The sequence below is a fragment of the Stappia stellulata genome (genome assembly GCF_020176715.1).
Taxonomy (GTDB): domain Bacteria; phylum Pseudomonadota; class Alphaproteobacteria; order Rhizobiales; family Stappiaceae; genus Stappia.
In genome coordinates this window covers 109,412-125,149 of the sequence record NZ_JAIVMF010000007.1, presented here as the reverse complement: position 1 = coordinate 125,149, position 15,738 = coordinate 109,412, and the positions used below count along the sequence as shown (strand labels likewise).

Here is a 15,738-nt window from a genome sequence, read left to right as displayed (position 1 = left end):
GGCGGTGCATGAAAGGGGCAAGATCCAAACCCTGCGGAGTGTTCCCATGAAAATGCCCCTCATTCTCCTCGCCGCGTCCTTGTCCCTTGGCGCAGCCGGTCCGGCCAGCGCCAGCGACGACGACTGCACCGTGCCGATGGCGCAATGGCAGCCGCGCAAGGCGGTCCAGACCATGGCCGAGACCAAGGGCTGGACGGTCCGGCGCATCAAGATCGATGACGGCTGCTACGAGATCAAGGGCCGCGACGCCCAGGGCCGCGCCATCGAGGTGAAGGTCGATCCGGCGACGCTGGAGATCGTGGAATTCGAGTTCGACGACTGAGACCGGCCGTCTCTAAGAGACGCAGTTTCGCCCGCCCCCTTTTTCCCGAAGCCCGCGGTCTCGCGGGCGGTGGATGATGACAAAGCCTCGAGCAGGCGTCCTCCCGGACGCAGCGTGAGCTGCGATCCGGGATCGGAGAGGCAGGGACCCGGCCGCTGGCAACTCCTAAAAACGGATAGGTGTTTGGCTCTCCGATACCGGGTCGCGCTTCCGCTTGCCCGATATGAGGCTGGAGAGCATTCGCACTCTTTGTCATCAGTCTGGGCCCGCTTGTCATCAGTCTGGGCCCGCGGTCTCGCGGGCTTTTCTTTGCGCCGCGCTCCAAGCTGACGCCAAGCTGAAGCGAAAACCGGCAAACCGCCAGCAAGCGCTCAGGCTGGACGGCCACTCTCCCCGCATCGACAGATTTTCAAGGAGAGCTTCCATGAAGACGAAACTTGCCATTCTCGCCGCCTCCACCGCGCTCGGCGCGCTGATCGCGGTCCCCGCCATCGGCGCCATCAAGACCCTCGACCTGGACGAACCCTATGCAGCCCTCTCCAAGGGTGCGGAGACGCTCCAGCACGGTTTGCTGAAGCTCGCCAGCAATGATGACGACGATCATGACGAGGATGACGATCACGATGATGACCACGACGACGATGATGATGACGACGACGATGATGACGACGGCGGACGCCGGGGCGGCATGAACGCGGCGCCTGCCGGCAGTGTGGCCCCGCCGGCCAACGGCCTGTTCGGCACCGGCGCCGCGCCCAAGGTCAAGGTGAACTGACGGCCGTTCCCCGCCCAAGCCTGCAAGGCCCGCCGCCCGCTCAGGCGGTCGGGCCACCTCCCCCGCCCTTTCCAAGCCGGAGATCCCCGATGAAATCCCTTCTTGCCGCCCTTGCCCTTACCACCGCGCTGTCGACAGTGCTCGTCCTTCCCGGCGCCGCGCAGGCCCGGCCGGTCACCCTGACCACGACGCTGAACGCCTACGGCGGCGACGGCGCCTATCTGGCGCTTTATGTCACCGACGCCTCGGGCGCCTACAAGGGCAGCCTGTGGATGGCCGGCGGCAAGGCCAAATACTACGAGCATCTGCGCGACTGGTACCGTGCGACCGCCGGCAACACAGCCGAGATCAACGGCATCACCGGTGCCAGCGTCGGCGCGGGACGTCAGCTTTCCATCACGCTCGATCTCTCCGACGCGCTCTTCGATGCCGGCTATGTGCTGCACATCGACGCCGCCGTCGAGGACATGCGCGACAGCCCGTCGGAAATCACCGTGCCGTTGACCTCCGCCGGCGCGGGCAAACCCACGCCCGGCCGGCGCTACATCTCCTCCTTCTCCTACGACATGTAAGGGAGACATTGCGATGATCCGCAGCCTGCACCGGTGGCCGGGCCTCATTGCCGCGGCACTCCTTGTGGTGCTCGCCCTGTCGGGCGCCGCCCTCTCGCTGTTCCCGGCGCTGGAGACCCTTCAGGCCCCGGCGCAGGCCGAGGCCCGGCTCAGCGTCGCGGAGCTCGCAACGCGGATCCAGGCCCGATATCCGGGCGTCGAACAGATCCGCCGTGCGCCGTCGGGTCAGATCACTGCCTACTGGTTTGAAGACGGCGCGCCGGGCGCGGCGACAATCGATCCGGCGACCGGCGCGGGCGTCGCAAGCGCCGATGCGCCGGTCGCCCACGGCTGGCTGAAGACCCTGCACCGGTCGCTGTTCCTCGACGACGCCGGGCGGATCGCGGCGGCGGCCGGCGCGGCATCGCTGCTTCTTCTTTCGATCAGCGGCATCGCCCTTGTGGCGCGGCGCACCGGCGGCTGGCGGAAGGTGTTTTCGCCGCTCAAGGGGCCCGTGTCCGGGCGGCTGCATGTGGAGATCGCCCGTCTTTCGGTCGCCGGACTGCTGCTGTCCTCCATCACCGCGCTTTGGATGAGCGCCTCGACCTTTTCCCTCCTGCCGGAAGGCGCCGGCCCGCCCGTCTTTCCCGCCGTCAGCGGAGAAACCGGCGCCGCCGTCGGCGACATGCCGGTGCTGCGCGAGACGCCCGTCTTTGCCTTGCGCGAGCTCACCTTCCCCTACCCCGACGATCCGACGGACGCCTTCACGCTGAAGACCGATGCCGGCCAGGGCTATATCGACCAGGGCACGGGCGCGCTCATCGCCTGGAACGACCTCGGCGGCTTGGAGCGGATCACCGAAACCGTCTACATGCTGCACACCGGCGAAGGCGCCTCCGTCCTCGGGCTGGTGCTTGGCCTGATGGCGCTCGGCATTCCCGTCATGGCGGGAACGGGCGTCGTGCTCTGGGCAGGCGGCGCTGGCAAAAGGCCGCGCATCCGCGCCAATGCCGCGGCGGCGCGGGCCGACACGATCCTGCTGGTCGGCAGCGAGGGCGGAACCACCTGGGGATTTGCAAAAGCCCTGCATGACGCACTCACGGGCGCCGGCCACACGGTGCACACCGATGCCATGTCGCGCTTTTCACCCGCACGCTACACGGGCGCCAGGCGGATCGTCGTGCTGGCCGCGACCTATGGCGACGGAACCGCCCCGGCCTCGGCAGCGGGCTTCCTCGACCGGCTGGCCGCTCTGCCGACGCCCCCCGCCGCGCCGCTTGCGGTGCTCGGTTTCGGCGACCGCAACTTTCCCGCCTTTTGCGGCTTCGCCCAAGATGTCGTGGATGCGGCGGCGGCGAAAGGCTGGGCGGAACTCCTGCCGATGGACAGCGTGGACCGCCAGTCGCCGCAGGACTTCGCCCGCTGGGCGCGGGCCTTCGGCGCGGCCATCGGCACGCCGCTGGAGATCGACCACCAGCCGGTCGCGCCGCACACGGAAGGTTTGACGCTCCTCTCGCGCCGCGACTACGGCACGGACATGCAGACCCCTGTCTCCATCCTGCGTTTCGCCGTGCCCCGGGTTGCCGTCTGGCGTCGCTGGCTGGGCCAGGGCCTGCCGCGCTTCGCCGCCGGCGATCTCATCGGCATCGTGCCGGACGGATCGCCCGTCACCCGCTTCTATTCGCTTGCCTCCGCGACAAGCGACGGCTTTGCGGAAATCTGTGTGAAGAAGCACCCCGGCGGAGTGTGCTCGGGCCAGCTTCTGGGCCTTCGGCCCGGCGACAGCGTGCGCGCCTTCGTGCGCCCCAACCCGACGTTTCGCCCGAAACGCGGCCGCGCGCCGGTGATCCTGATCGGCGCGGGAACGGGCATCGGGCCGCTCGCAGGCTTTGCCCGCGCCAACACGAAACGACGGGCGATGCATCTGTGGTTCGGTGTCCGCCATCCCGACAGCGACCTGCTGTACGGAAAGGAACTGACAGAGTGGCAGGCCGATGGACGGCTCGCCTCGCTCACCACCGCATTTTCCCGCACGGGAACGCGCACCTACGTCCAGGACGCCTTGCGCCGCGATGGCGCGCGGGTGGCGCAGCTGATCGGCAACGGTGCCGAGGTGCTCGTGTGCGGCGGGCGCGGCATGGCCGCCGGCGTCGCCGAGGCGCTTGGCGAGATCCTCGCCCCGCACGGACTTTCCCTCCAGACGCTGAAAGCAGAAGGCCGATATGGCGAAGACATTTACTGATCTCACCCGCCATGCGCTGAACGGCGCGACCATGGGCACCCGCTGGTCGGCGCTGTTCCACATGCCGGCGGACTTCGACGTGCGGCCGGTCGAACGCGCCATGGCACAGGCGGTGGCCGAGGTGGATGCCCAGATGTCCACCTGGAAAGCCGACAGCGATCTCATGCGGCTGAACGCGGCCCCCACCGGTGCCTGGGTCGAGCTTCCGGCCGCGCTGATGACGGTGCTCGAGGCCGGGCTTGCGATCGGGCGCGCCTCGGACGGGGCCTTCGACATCGCCATGGGTGATGCGGTTGCGGCCTGGGGCTTCGGCCCGCAGGCGGCGGCGGAAAGCCGCATCCGCGCGGCGCTTTCCACCACGAGGCCAGCGGCGCATGACGTGGTGGAACTCGATACGGCAGCCGGCCGGGCCCGCAAGCATGCGCCGGTGTCGCTCGATCTTTGCGGCATCGCCAAGGGATATGGCGTTGACCGGCTCGCCGAGGTCGCCAAGGCGTTCGCCCTTCCCGGGGCGCTCCTTGCCATCGACGGCGAGCTGCGCGCGCTCGGCACCCAGCCGGACGGAACGCCCTGGACGGTTGCGATCGAGGATCCCGACCCCTTGGCACGCAAACCTTGCGCGATCCTGGCGCTTGAAAATGCCGCGGTTGCCACTTCGGGCGACTATCGTCATTTCGTCGAGATCGGCGGGCAGCGGCTGTCGCACACGATGGACCCGAAACGCGGCGGCCCGCTGGCGCATGCGCCGGCCTCGGTCACTGTCGTCGCCGAAACCTGCATGGCGGCGGACGCATGGGCAACGGCGCTGATGGTCAAAGGACGCTTGGAGGGCGCGCGGATCGCCCGTAAACTGACCCTCGACGCCCTCTTCATCGACCGCGACGGCGACAGGCTTCGCCGGACGCCGGTCGGATCTCTGTTCCAGCCGCGCCCGGCCTGACGCCCCACCGCCCGAAGCGTGACCTGACACCGGACCTTCCTTTCATGGCCACCCGCAGATGACCGCCCCGTTTCAGGACCGTGTGAACACCGCGCTTGTCGCCATCGCGCTTGCCGGGCTTCTGGCCGGACTCGCCCTGTCGCTTGCCGGGCTGGCACAGCCGGCAAGCGTCGTCTGGACGGCCGGTGTCCTGCCCGTACTGGCAGCGCTTCTGCTGGAAATCGCCCGCTCGCTGCGCGCCGGCGAGGTCGGCCTCGATATCGTCGCGGCCCTTTCCATGACGGCCGCGCTTGCCTTCGGCGAGACGCTCGCCGCCGCCGTTGTCGCACTGATGTATTCGGGCGGCACTTTTCTGGAAAGCTTCGCCGAGGGGCGCGCCCGGCGCGAGATGAGCGCGCTGCTCGCCCGCGTGCCGCGCACCGCGACCCGGCACCGCAACGGCGCGCTCGACGAGGTGCCGCTGGAGGACATCGAGCCCGGCGACGTCCTGCTCATCCGGCAAGGCGACGTCGCACCGGTCGACGGAACGCTTGCAAGCGATCGCGCCGTTCTCGACCTGTCGGCGCTGACGGGCGAATCCATGCCGGCGCGACTTGAGCGCGATGCCGAGGTGATGAGCGGGGCGACCAACGCCGGCGAGGCCTTCGACCTCTGCGCCACCCGCCGCGCCGCCGACAGCACCTATGCCGGGATCGTGCGGCTGGTGGAGGCGGCGCAAAAGTCCAAGGCGCCGATGGCACGGCTCGCCGACCGCTATTCGCTCGCCTTTCTCGCCGTCACCGTGGTGCTGGCAACGGCCGCCTGGTGGATCACCGGCGATCCGATCCGCGCGGTCGCCGTTCTCGTCGTCGCAACGCCCTGCCCGCTGATCCTTGCCGTGCCGGTGGCGCTGGTAGCGGGCCTGTCGCGCGCCGCCCATTTCGGCGTGCTGATCAAGGGCGCGAAACCGCTGGAGGCACTGGCACGGATCAACACGCTGATCCTCGACAAGACCGGCACGCTGACCGACGGGCGCCCGCAGATCGTTGCAATCGAAGTCCACGGCGACCTGGCGGACCGGGAGGTTCTCTATTTCGCCGCCGCTCTCGACCAGGCCTCGAAACATCCGATCGCGCAGGCCATCGTCGCGGAAGCGCGGGCGCGCGGGATGGTCCTGCCCGTGCCGCAGCAGATCGTCGAAACGCCGGGCGAGGGCGTCGCCGGCACCGTGGATGGCCGCCGCGTCGTCGTCGGCGGCATCGGTTTCGTCGCCCGGCAGGCCGAGCGGCCCGGCTGGGATCACCATCTTCGCGAACCGGGATCGGTGATCGTCGCCGTCTCCGTCGACGGTGCTCTGGCGGGCCATCTGCTCCTGGCCGACGCGCTGCGCTCCGGGACGGCGGGGCTGCTTGCCGGCCTCAGGGAAAACGGCATCGAGCGGATCCTGCTGGCGACCGGCGACCGGCGCGCGGTGGCAGAGGCCGTGACGCAAGGCCTCGGCCTCGATGCGGTGCGCTCGGAGCTCTCGCCGGACCAGAAGGTGCTGCTGGTCTTGAGCGAACGCAAGAACGGCCCCGTGATGATGGTCGGCGACGGTGTCAACGACGCCCCCGCGCTGGCGGCGGCGGACGTCGGCGTTGCCATGGGCGCGCGCGGTGCGGCCGCCTCGGCGGAAGCCGCCGACGTCGTCCTGCTGGTCGACCATCTCGACCGCCTGCTGCCGGGGCTGGAAGTGGCGAACGGCGCCCGGCGGATCGCGGTCGAGAGCGTCGTCGTCGGGATCGGCCTTTCGATTGCCGGCATGGTTGCCGCCGCCTTCGGCTATCTGACACCGGTGCAGGGTGCGCTGTTGCAGGAGGCGATCGATGTGGCCGTGATCCTGAATGCCCTGCGCGCCCTGAGGATCACACCGCGCGCGCAGCCGTCGGCGAGCGATGCGAAAGGACAAAGCCTATGACCCGTATTCTTCACTCCGAAATCCATCTCGTGCATCGCATCGGCTGGCTGCGCGCCGCGGTGCTGGGCGCCAACGACGGTCTGGTGTCGACCGCGAGCCTCGTTGTCGGCGTGGCCGCGGCCGGGTCCGGACGCCCGGAGGTGCTGATCGCCGGCCTCGCCGGTCTCGTCGCCGGCGCGATGTCGATGGCCGCCGGCGAATATGTCTCGGTGAGTTCGCAGACCGATGCGGAACAGGCCGACATCGCGCGCGAGATACGCGAACTGGAGGAAACCCCGGAGGCCGAACTCGACGAACTGACGCAGATCTATGTCGAGCGCGGTCTCGACGACCGGCTGGCCCGGCAGGTCGCGATCCAGCTCACCGAAAAGGACGCGCTCGGCGCGCATATGCGTGACGAGCTCGGCATCTCCGAGACCATTACCGCCCGCCCGATCCAGGCCGCCGCGGTGTCCGCGCTGACCTTTGCAATCGGTGCCGTCGTGCCGCTGATCGTGGCGGGGCTTGCGCCGGCCTCCGCGATCTCGATGGCGGTGGCGGTCACCACGCTGCCGGCGCTTGCCGTGCTCGGCGGCCTGGGCGCCTCCGCCGGCGGCGCCGGGATCGCCAAGGGGGCGCTGCGGGTCAGCTTCTGGGGCGCGCTCGCCATGGCCGCGACCGCCGCCGTCGGCATGGTCTTCGGGGTCTCCGTCTAGGGTCAGGACACCGGCGGCAGACCGACGGCCGCGCGGCCCTCGTTGGTCTTCAGCGAGAAATCCGTGCCGAGATAGGCATCGCCGCCGGGTCCGCAGAGATAGGCGATCGCCTGGGCGACCCATTCGGGCGGAATATGCACCGACGGGTCGAGCTGGCTCACCGGATTGAGGCCCGACGCCTTGATCGCGACCTGCATGTCGGTCTTCACCGTGCCGGGGCTGAGGCCGATCATGCGGATGCCCTCGCCGCGATATTCCTTGTCGGTGCAGCGGGTCAGCGACAGCACCGCCGCCTTGGTGGCGCAATAGTGGCTCCAGCCTTCCAGCGCGCCGGTGGCCGCCCCCGAGCTGATGTTGATGATGGTGCCGCCGCCGCGCGCGGTCATTTCCGGGATCGCATGGCGCAGGCCGTAGTAGACGCCCTTGACGTTGACGTCGACGACCTGGCTCCAGGCGTCGGGATCGCTGTCGGCGATCCGCGCGATCGGATCGATCAGGCCGGCGTTGTTCACCAGGACGTCGAGCCCTCCGTAAAGCTCCACAGTCCGCGCGACCAGCGCCTTCACATCCTCGTTGCGGGCCACGTCGCAGGCCATGGCGGTCGCCGTTCCGCCGGCGGCCTCGATCTCCTTGGCGATGCGCTCGATATCGCCGGTGCTGCGCGCCGCAAGCACGACGCTCGCGCCGAGCGACGCCAGATGACGCGCGGCGGCCGCGCCGATGCCGCGGCTGGCACCGGTAATGACAACAGTCTTGTTCGTAAGGTCGGACATACGCTCTCCAGGAATCGGAATTGCAATCGGGGGATCAACCCGGCGAATTCTATCGCATATTCCGACAAAGCCGAGTCCCGGGGCGGCGCGCATCTCCCGCCGCCGGCACTTCGCTGAAATCCCTCACGTGCGCGGGTACGACGCGCGGGCGACATCGATCTGCGGGGCGGTTTCCTCGTCGAGGCAGCGGACTTCCAGCTGCAGGGTGGAAAAATAGAACCCGAACCTGTGCCGCAGCAGGTCGTGCGCGCTGGCCAGCACCGCCGGGGAAAGGGCGTCGTCGCGCACCCGCAAATGCGCGGAAAACACGTGCCGGCCACTGGTGAGGGCCCAGGCATGGGGGTGGTGAACGTCGACGACACCGTCAAGCCCGGCAAGCGCGGCCGACACCTGTTGCAGCTCGATGCCGGGGGGTGTTCCCTCCATCAGCAGATGCGACGCATCGCGCAGGATCCCCCAACTCGCCCAGATCAGCACAAAGCCGAAAGCCATCCCCAACAGGGGATCGATGGCGTAGAAACCGGTGAGCCAGATCACCAGCGCGGTGACGATGATCAACAGGCTGCCGACGAAGGTCTGGATGATGTGCCACAGCGCGCCGCGCACGTTGATGTCCTCGCGCGCCTGCCTCCAGACCAGCGCGAGCGAGACGACCTCCGTCGCCAGACCGCCGGCGGCGGCGATCAGCATCGGAGTGGTCGGCAACTCGATCGGGTCGAACAGGCGCATTGCCGACATCACGATCACCACGATCGCCATTGCCAGCAGGAAGCCGCCGTTGACCAATGCGCCGATGATCTCGCTGCGGTACCAGCCGAAGGAGCGTTGCGCATCGGCCGGGCGCCGGGCAAGCCGGGCGGCGAGAAGCGCGACCAGGATCCCGCCGACGGCCGAAAATGTGTGCAGCGCATCCGCAATCACGGCGACCGATCCGATCCACAATCCGATCGCCAGTTCCACGACGAAGTAAATCCCGGTCAGCCAGGCGGAAATCGCCATTCCGCGCCCGCGCACCGGCGCCGGACCATGACTTGCGTGGCTCATCCTGCATCTCCCGAGCGACTGCGAAACCCGGCCGGCGTCCTGTCGCGAGACGGCGGCCACGCCGCAAGGCTGGCGCCTCCAGCCCGTGGAACGTCAAGCCCGACGCCGGGCTGCTCGGCGGCACATTTTTCTGGTCGCAAACGGCCCGATCCAATATGACAGGGCCGCGGGACGGCGCGGGAGCCGCATGCCCTGCCCAAACCGCAGATCTTTCCAGAACGGGGGCCGTGTCTTGCCGAATGTCGAAAACGGAAGCGTGATCACGCTGGAAACGGAATGCCGCATCTGCGCCGGGAAAGACCGGCGCGTGGTCTCCGGCGTGGGCCGCGACGCAAAGCCGCTGACGACGGTGATCTGCACCGGCTGCGGTCTGGTGCACAGCCACCCGATCCCGACCAAGGAAGAGCTCGACCGTTTCTATGCCGTCGACTACCGCAAGGCCTACAAGTCGACCTACGAACCGAAGCTGAAGCACACCTACCGCTATGCGCCGGGCGCCTATCAGCGGGTTGCCCAGATCGCCGGACACGCAAGCCCGGAGCAGACGCGCTTTCTCGACATCGGATCGGGCAGCGGCGAGTTCCTCTACATGGCCCGCAAGATGGGCTTCGAGGTCACCGGCGTCGAGCCCAACACGGGCTATGCCGACTACACGAAGCGGGTGCTCGGCCTGCCGGTGCAGAACTGCACCTACGAAACAGCGGATCTGCGCGACGACGGCTATGACATCATCAACCTGAACCACGTGCTGGAGCATCTGCCCGATCCGCTCGCCTCGCTGCGCGCGATCAACGGCCTGCTGCGCGACAACGGGTTGTTCTCGGTCGCCGTTCCCAACATCCAGAACACCAATCACGCGCCGTCGACGCGCTTCCACTACGCCCATATCTACAATTTCAATCACGAGACGCTGAAGGCGATGCTGCTCAAGGCGGGCTTCGAGATCATTCCGGCCGCCTCGGCGTCGACGACGATCCTCGCGCGCAAGGTGTCCTCAAGCTTCAGCGACGCGCCGATCGAGATGCCGGAGAACTACGAGACGCTCTGGGCGGATCTGCATGCGACCTCGGCCATCGCGCATGCGGCGAGCAAGAAGGGGATCGGCCGGTTGCTGGGCAAGCTCCACCGCTACCCGAGGGAATATCTCCTGGCCGCGAGCCACGGCAGCGCGCCGAAGATCCTCGACCGCGCGTTTGCCAGGCTGAACAGGACCGCGCCCGTGCGGACGCCCACGCAGGCGAAGACCTGATCCCCACGCCCGACCGACGGCGAGCGAGCGCGTCATGAGCAAAGGCACAAGCGACACGGCTGAAAGCGTGCTGCTGCTCGACGCGCAGGCGGGCACCGCGCTTCGCTTCACCGCGCCTCGGCGCATTCTTGCCTGCACGCGCGTGGAAGACGTCGCCGCCTGCCTGCAAGACGCCGAGCGTGCCGCGGCCGAGGGCGCGCATCTTGCCGGCTTTCTCTCCTATGAAGCCGGCTATGCCTTCGAGGACAAGCTGCGTACGCTTGCCCCGCGCGACCCGGACCTCCCGCTGGTCTGGTTCGGCGTCTACGACGCGCCCGAGCGGCTCGACCGCGCGGCGGCGCTGACACAGCTTGTCGACGCGGACGCCCGGGCGGCCGCCCATGCGGCGCCGCCCACGGCAACCGTCGACGGCCTCGACATGAGCGAAGAGGACTATCAGGCCGCCTTCACGGCCGTGCGCGACCATCTTGCGCGCGGCGACATCTATCAGGCCAATCTGACCATGCGGGCCCGCGGGCGCTGGTCCGGCGACCTGCGCGCCCTCTTCGCACGGCTGGTCACAACACAGCCCGTCGGCCATGCCGCCTGGCTCGATCTCGGCACGCACCAGGTTCTGTCGCTGTCGCCGGAGCTTTTTCTGGAGCGGCGCGGCATGCGCCTCACCTGCCGGCCGATGAAGGGGACGGCGCCGCGCGGCGCGAACCAGAACGTCGATGCGGAAATCGCCGCAGAGCTTGCCCGCGATCCCAAGTCGCAGGCCGAAAACGTCATGATCGTCGACCTGATGCGCAACGACCTGTCGCGCATCGCCGTGCCGGGCAGCGTGAAGGTGCCGCGCCTCTTCGAGGTCGAGCCCTATGCCACGCTGCACCAGATGACCTCGACGGTGGAAGCGGAGCTGGAGCCCGGCCACGGGTTTGCCGCCTGCATGGCACGGCTCTTTCCCTGCGGCTCGATCACCGGCGCGCCGAAACTGAGGGCGATGGAGATCCTGCACGAGCTGGAAACCGGCCCGCGCGGGATCTACACCGGCGCCATCGGCCACCTTGCGCCCGGCGGCGACTTTCGCTTCAACGTCGCGATCCGCACCCTGGTGGCGCGCACGCCCGAGGGTGCCAGCGAAGGCCCCTTCGAGATCGGGACGGGATCGGGTGTCGTTTTCGATTCCGGGGCCGGTCCCGAATATGCCGAAAGCTGGCTGAAGCTCGCCTTCCTTGAGCGTCCGTTGCCGGATTTCGCCCTGATCGAGACCATGGCCTGGCATCCGGGCGAGGGCTATCTGCTGCTTGCGCGCCACATGCGCCGGCTTCGGACGAGCGCGGCCCGGCTCGGGTTCGCCTGTGCGCCGGACAGGATCGCGGCGGCGCTTGCGGAACGTGCGAAGGGGTTCGACGCGCCGCGCCGGGTCCGGCTGGAAGTCTCCGCCGACGGGCGGTTTCGCCTTGCCGACGAAGCGCTCGCGCCGACGCCGCCGCGCTGGCGCATCGCGCTGTCGGACACGCCGGTCGATGCCGACAATCCGCTGCTTGCCCACAAGACGACGCGCCGCGCGCTCTACGACGAGACCCTGAAGCGGATGGTCACGACCCGGGGATGCGACGAGGTTCTGTTCGTCAACCGGGACGGCTTCGCGACGGAAGGAAGCTACACCAATCTCTTCGTCGCCCGGGCGGGCCGGCTGCTGACGCCGCCGCTTGCCCACGGCCTGTTGCCGGGCACGCTGCGCGAAGCCCTGCTGGACAGCGGACGGGCCTTCGAGGCGGAGTTGACGCTCGACGATGTGCTGCGGGCCGAAAAGGTCTATTTCGGCAATTCGGTACGCGGGCTGGTCGCAAGCGACATCCAGTCCCGGCCGGCGGCCGACGGCGCATAGCCGGGATCAAAGGCCGTTTGCGCCTGCGGCCGGGGTTCATCCATCGCGGCCGACGGACCCGGATCCACCTCCTGGTCCGCCGCATCGGCCGGCCAGGGCACGACCTCGACCTCGGGCCAGGCGGCACTCATGCGCGCGGCCTTTTTCGCGTAGGTCTCGGCGTTGTCGAGCACGGGATTGGGCACCAGCCGCATGGCGAAGACATCGGCAAGGCCGAACGGCGCGACAATCGACAAGCGGTCGTCGTTCTCCAGCCGCACGGCCACGGCATGGGTCTTGGACGCGTAGTTCAACAGCGCCTCGTCGGTGCAGCGCAGCTTCGGATAAGCCCGGCCGAAGCGGGCCTGAAACCAAAGGTGCACCCGCGCCTGATTGCGGATCTCGACGGGAACCGGTGCATCGGCGAAGAGCGCCGCGCCGCGTGCGATTTCCCGGTCCTCCGCCTCATAGCCGGTGTCCGTGCCGTCGAAATACAGAAGGTCGTAATCCTTGATGCCGTGGCCCGGCGCGCGGCCGGTGAGCGCGTTCCACACCGTCTGGTAGATCGCGCCGCTGGCCAGGCGCCAGTCCGGCAGCGCAAGCCGTCTGGCACCGCGCAGCACCCGCATCAGCGGCAGATCGGTGCGCAGGAGAAGCTCCAGCACCCGGCGGCGGTCGTCCTCGCTCGCGCACGCGGGATCGCCCAGCGTCGTGCGGTCGAGGGCAAGGCCGCTCGACGGTACCGGGTTTCGAGGCGATGTCTGTGCGGCCACGAAAGTCTCCAGATCAAGAACCCTGCCCCGCAGGCGCCCAAGCGCCCGGCTCTCGCCGGACGCGCCGAAGCACCTCGCAAAGGGTATGGGACACGGTGTCCCGGCACAAGCCGCCAGCCGAAGGGTCCGGCTGGCGCCAAGAGCCCGCGTCAGCCGCGAAGCGTTCCGCCGGTCGCCTTTTCCACCGCCGCGCGGATCTTGGCCGCGACCGCATCGATGTCCTCGTCGGTCAGCGTCTTGTCGCGCGGCTGCAGCGTGACGTCGATGGCGAGCGACTTGCGCCCCTCCTCGATGCCCTTGCCGCGATAGACGTCGAACAGGGTCACGTCGACGATCAGCGCCTTGTCGGCGCCGCGCGCGGCCTTGATCAGCTTGTCGGCGGTCACCGCCTCGTCGACGACGAAAGCAAAGTCGCGACGCACCGGCATCAGGTCGCTGGCGTTGAAGGCGCCCTTGGAGCGGCCGCCCTTGCCCTTGGGCACGGGGATCGCGTCAAGGAACACCTCGAAGACCGCGACCGGTCCGTCGATGTCGAGGTCACGCATGACGCGCGGATGCAATTCGCCGAAGCGCGCGAGCACCGTCTTGGGGCCGAGGCGCAATTCGCCCGAACGCCCGGGATGCAGCCAGTCCGGCGCCTCGGCGAAGACCATCAGCTTGTCGACCGGCGCGCCGGCCGCGGCAAGCGCTGCCTCGGCGTCGGCCTTGGCGTCGAAGACACCGACGGGGGCGGCATTGCCCGCCCAGTGACGGTCGGAGCCGGTGAAGGCGGCGGTCCCCCGGCGCACGCCGGCGGCGACCATCGACTGGCCCTTCGGCGTGTCGTTGGCGAAGACCTGGCCGACCTCGAAGAGAGCGACATCCGGATAGCCGCGGTCGGCATTGCGCTGGGCGGCGGCTGCAAGCCCCGGCACGAGGCTCGGGCGCATGTCCGACATGTCGGCGGAAATCGGGTTGGCAAGTTCAAGATCGCGCCCGCCGCCGCCGAAGGCTTCCGCCTGCTGGCGCGAGATGAACGACCAGGTAACCGCTTCCTTCATGCCGCGCACGGCGAGCGTGCGCCGTGCCTGCGAGCGGCGCGTCTGGGCGATGGTCAGCACCCGGTCGGAGACCGTCGACTGGCGCGGCAGCGGGGTGGAGACCACCTTGTCGAGGCCGACGATGCGCACGACCTCCTCGACGAGATCCGCCTTGCCGTGCACGTCCGGACGCCAGGACGGCGGCGAGACCTTGACCGTGTCGCCGCTGCCGGCGACCCAGAAGCCGAGCCGGCCGAGCACGCCCTTGATCTCCGCATCCGACAGCGAGAGGCCCGACAGCCGCTTGACCTCGGCGAAGGGGAAATCGATGACGCGGTCGGTGTCGGGAATGGCGCCGGAGAAGGTCGTCTTGCTCGGCGTGCCGCCGCACAGGTCCATCACCATCTGCGTGGCAAGCTCCAGACCCGGGAGGCAGAACTGCGGATCGACGCCGCGCTCGAAGCGGTAGCGCGCGTCGGTGTTGATGCCGAGCGCACGACCGGTGCGGGCGATGTTGGTCTCGTCCCACAGCGCCGATTCGATCAAAACGTCGGTGGTCTCGGCGGTGCAGCCGGAGACCTCGCCGCCCATGATGCCGCCGATGGATTCCAGACCGTTCTCGTCGGCGATCACGCACATGGTGTCGTCGAAGCGGTAGGTCTTGCCGTCGAGCGCCAGCAGCTCCTCGCCCGCGCGGCCGCGCCGCACGGTGAGGTCGCCCTTGACCTTGGCCGCATCGAAGACATGCAGCGGACGGCCGCGGTCGAAGGTGATGTAGTTGGTGATGTCGACCAGCGCGTTGATCGGGCGCAGGCCAATGGCGATCAACCGCTTCTGCATCCACTCCGGCGAGGGGCCGTTCTTGATGCCGCGCACGAGGCGCAAGCCGAAGGCGGGGCAGAGCGACGGCGTGTCGCCGAAGTCCAGATTGACCTTGACCGGGCAGTCGCCCTCGCCCGCGATCGGCTGCGGCCGGTTTTCCTTGAACTTGCCGAGACCGGCTGCGGCAAGGTCGCGGGCGATGCCGGCAACGCCGGCGCAATCGGGACGGTTCGGCGTCAGGCCGATCTCGATCACCGGATCGTCGATGCCGGCATAGGCGGCGAAGGAGGCGCCCACCGGCGCGTTCTCGCCGAGGTCGATGATGCCGCTGTGCTCGTCAGACAGCTCAAGCTCGCGCTCCGAGCACATCATGCCGAAGCTTTCCACGTCGCGGATCTTGCCAACCGAAAGCGTCACGTCGATGCCCGGAACATAGTCGCCGGGACGCGCCAGCACGCCGACGAGACCGGTGCGGGCATTGGGCGCGCCGCAGACGATCTGCAACAGCTCGCCGCCATCGCCGGCGTCGACGCTGAGCACCTTGAGCCGGTCGGCGTTCGGGTGCTGCTTCGCCTCCACCACGCGGGCGATGGTGAAGCTCTTCAGCTTGTCGGCCGGATTGACGACATCCTCGACCTCCAGGCCGATGCGGGTCAGCGTCTCGACGATCTCGTCGAGGCCGGCGTCGGTCTCCAGGTGATCCTTGAGCCAGGACAGGGTGAATTTCATGGCGTCGGTCTCTTGT

At 68.7% G+C, this 15,738-nt stretch carries 13 protein-coding genes; 9 read left to right on the top strand and 4 right to left on the bottom strand.

What is annotated here, in order from left to right; genetic code table 11:
• Window positions 1-46: 46 nt before the first annotated feature.
• The 7 genes from LC092_RS10730 to LC092_RS10700 all read left to right on the top strand — a co-directional run bounded on the left by LC092_RS10730 (window position 47) and on the right by LC092_RS10700 (window position 7,461).
• Entirely contained in the window at window positions 47-322 is a 276-nt protein-coding gene (locus LC092_RS10730; RefSeq protein ID WP_224806521.1) for a PepSY domain-containing protein, read from the top strand.
• Window positions 323-746: 424 nt separating this feature from the next.
• On the top strand, window positions 747-1,097 hold the full coding sequence (locus LC092_RS10725) for a hypothetical protein (RefSeq protein ID WP_224806520.1): 351 nt from the start codon (window positions 747-749) through the stop codon (window positions 1,095-1,097).
• Between the two features lie 89 nt (window positions 1,098-1,186).
• Window positions 1,187-1,669, top strand: a complete 483-nt coding sequence (locus LC092_RS10720; protein WP_224806519.1) for a DUF2271 domain-containing protein — start codon at window positions 1,187-1,189, stop codon at window positions 1,667-1,669.
• 13 nt (window positions 1,670-1,682) lie between these two features.
• A complete protein-coding gene (locus LC092_RS10715) occupies window positions 1,683-3,890 on the top strand; it encodes a PepSY domain-containing protein (protein WP_224806518.1) in 2,208 nt (735 codons plus the stop codon).
• Window positions 3,871-4,830, top strand: coding sequence for an FAD:protein FMN transferase (locus tag LC092_RS10710; RefSeq protein WP_224806517.1), 960 nt, complete (start codon window positions 3,871-3,873; stop codon window positions 4,828-4,830). The genes LC092_RS10715 and LC092_RS10710 overlap by 20 nt, the downstream gene beginning before the upstream one ends.
• Before the next feature lie 58 nt (window positions 4,831-4,888).
• On the top strand, window positions 4,889-6,766 hold the full coding sequence (locus tag LC092_RS10705) for a heavy metal translocating P-type ATPase (RefSeq protein ID WP_224806516.1): 1,878 nt from the start codon (window positions 4,889-4,891) through the stop codon (window positions 6,764-6,766).
• Window positions 6,763-7,461, top strand: a complete 699-nt coding sequence (locus tag LC092_RS10700; protein ID WP_224806515.1) for a VIT family protein — start codon at window positions 6,763-6,765, stop codon at window positions 7,459-7,461. Before LC092_RS10705 ends, LC092_RS10700 begins: the two co-directional genes overlap by 4 nt.
• Window positions 7,462-7,463: 2 nt before the next feature.
• On the opposite strand, the gene LC092_RS10695 is transcribed toward LC092_RS10700, so the two are convergent.
• The gene (locus tag LC092_RS10695; protein WP_224806514.1) at window positions 7,464-8,234 is read right to left on the bottom strand and encodes an SDR family oxidoreductase; all 771 of its coding nucleotides are present in this window, start codon (window positions 8,232-8,234) and stop codon (window positions 7,464-7,466) included.
• 123 nt (window positions 8,235-8,357) lie between these two features.
• Complete coding sequence (locus LC092_RS10690; protein WP_224806513.1) at window positions 8,358-9,278, bottom strand: cation diffusion facilitator family transporter; 921 nt, start codon at window positions 9,276-9,278, stop codon at window positions 8,358-8,360.
• A 232-nt stretch (window positions 9,279-9,510) separates the two neighbouring features.
• On the opposite strand from LC092_RS10690, the gene LC092_RS10685 reads away from it, so the two are divergent.
• Complete coding sequence (locus tag LC092_RS10685; protein ID WP_224806512.1) at window positions 9,511-10,527, top strand: class I SAM-dependent methyltransferase; 1,017 nt, start codon at window positions 9,511-9,513, stop codon at window positions 10,525-10,527.
• 34 nt (window positions 10,528-10,561) lie between these two features.
• Entirely contained in the window at window positions 10,562-12,400 is a 1,839-nt protein-coding gene (gene pabB, locus LC092_RS10680; RefSeq protein WP_224806511.1) for an aminodeoxychorismate synthase component I, read from the top strand.
• On the opposite strand, the gene LC092_RS10675 is transcribed toward pabB, so the two are convergent.
• Complete coding sequence (locus LC092_RS10675; RefSeq protein WP_224806510.1) at window positions 12,328-13,152, bottom strand: nucleotidyltransferase family protein; 825 nt, start codon at window positions 13,150-13,152, stop codon at window positions 12,328-12,330. The genes pabB and LC092_RS10675 overlap by 73 nt on opposite strands.
• Window positions 13,153-13,301: 149 nt before the next feature.
• Window positions 13,302-15,722 carry a phenylalanine--tRNA ligase subunit beta gene (gene pheT, locus LC092_RS10670; RefSeq protein ID WP_224806509.1) on the bottom strand — a complete coding sequence of 807 codons (2,421 nt, stop codon included), beginning with the start codon at window positions 15,720-15,722 and terminating at the stop codon, window positions 13,302-13,304.
• Between the last annotated feature and the right edge of the window lie 16 nt (window positions 15,723-15,738).

Coding starts and splice junctions, on each gene's coding strand:
- LC092_RS10695 (WP_224806514.1), bottom strand. CDS start 8,234: ATGTCCGACCTTACGAACAAGACTGTTGTCATTACCGGTGCCAGCCGC.
- LC092_RS10725 (WP_224806520.1), top strand. CDS start 747: ATGAAGACGAAACTTGCCATTCTCGCCGCCTCCACCGCGCTCGGCGCG.
- LC092_RS10730 (WP_224806521.1), top strand. CDS start 47: ATGAAAATGCCCCTCATTCTCCTCGCCGCGTCCTTGTCCCTTGGCGCA.
- LC092_RS10710 (WP_224806517.1), top strand. CDS start 3,871: ATGGCGAAGACATTTACTGATCTCACCCGCCATGCGCTGAACGGCGCG.
- pabB (WP_224806511.1), top strand. CDS start 10,562: ATGAGCAAAGGCACAAGCGACACGGCTGAAAGCGTGCTGCTGCTCGAC.
- LC092_RS10700 (WP_224806515.1), top strand. CDS start 6,763: ATGACCCGTATTCTTCACTCCGAAATCCATCTCGTGCATCGCATCGGC.
- pheT (WP_224806509.1), bottom strand. CDS start 15,722: ATGAAATTCACCCTGTCCTGGCTCAAGGATCACCTGGAGACCGACGCC.
- LC092_RS10720 (WP_224806519.1), top strand. CDS start 1,187: ATGAAATCCCTTCTTGCCGCCCTTGCCCTTACCACCGCGCTGTCGACA.
- LC092_RS10690 (WP_224806513.1), bottom strand. CDS start 9,278: ATGAGCCACGCAAGTCATGGTCCGGCGCCGGTGCGCGGGCGCGGAATG.
- LC092_RS10715 (WP_224806518.1), top strand. CDS start 1,683: ATGATCCGCAGCCTGCACCGGTGGCCGGGCCTCATTGCCGCGGCACTC.
- LC092_RS10705 (WP_224806516.1), top strand. CDS start 4,889: ATGACCGCCCCGTTTCAGGACCGTGTGAACACCGCGCTTGTCGCCATC.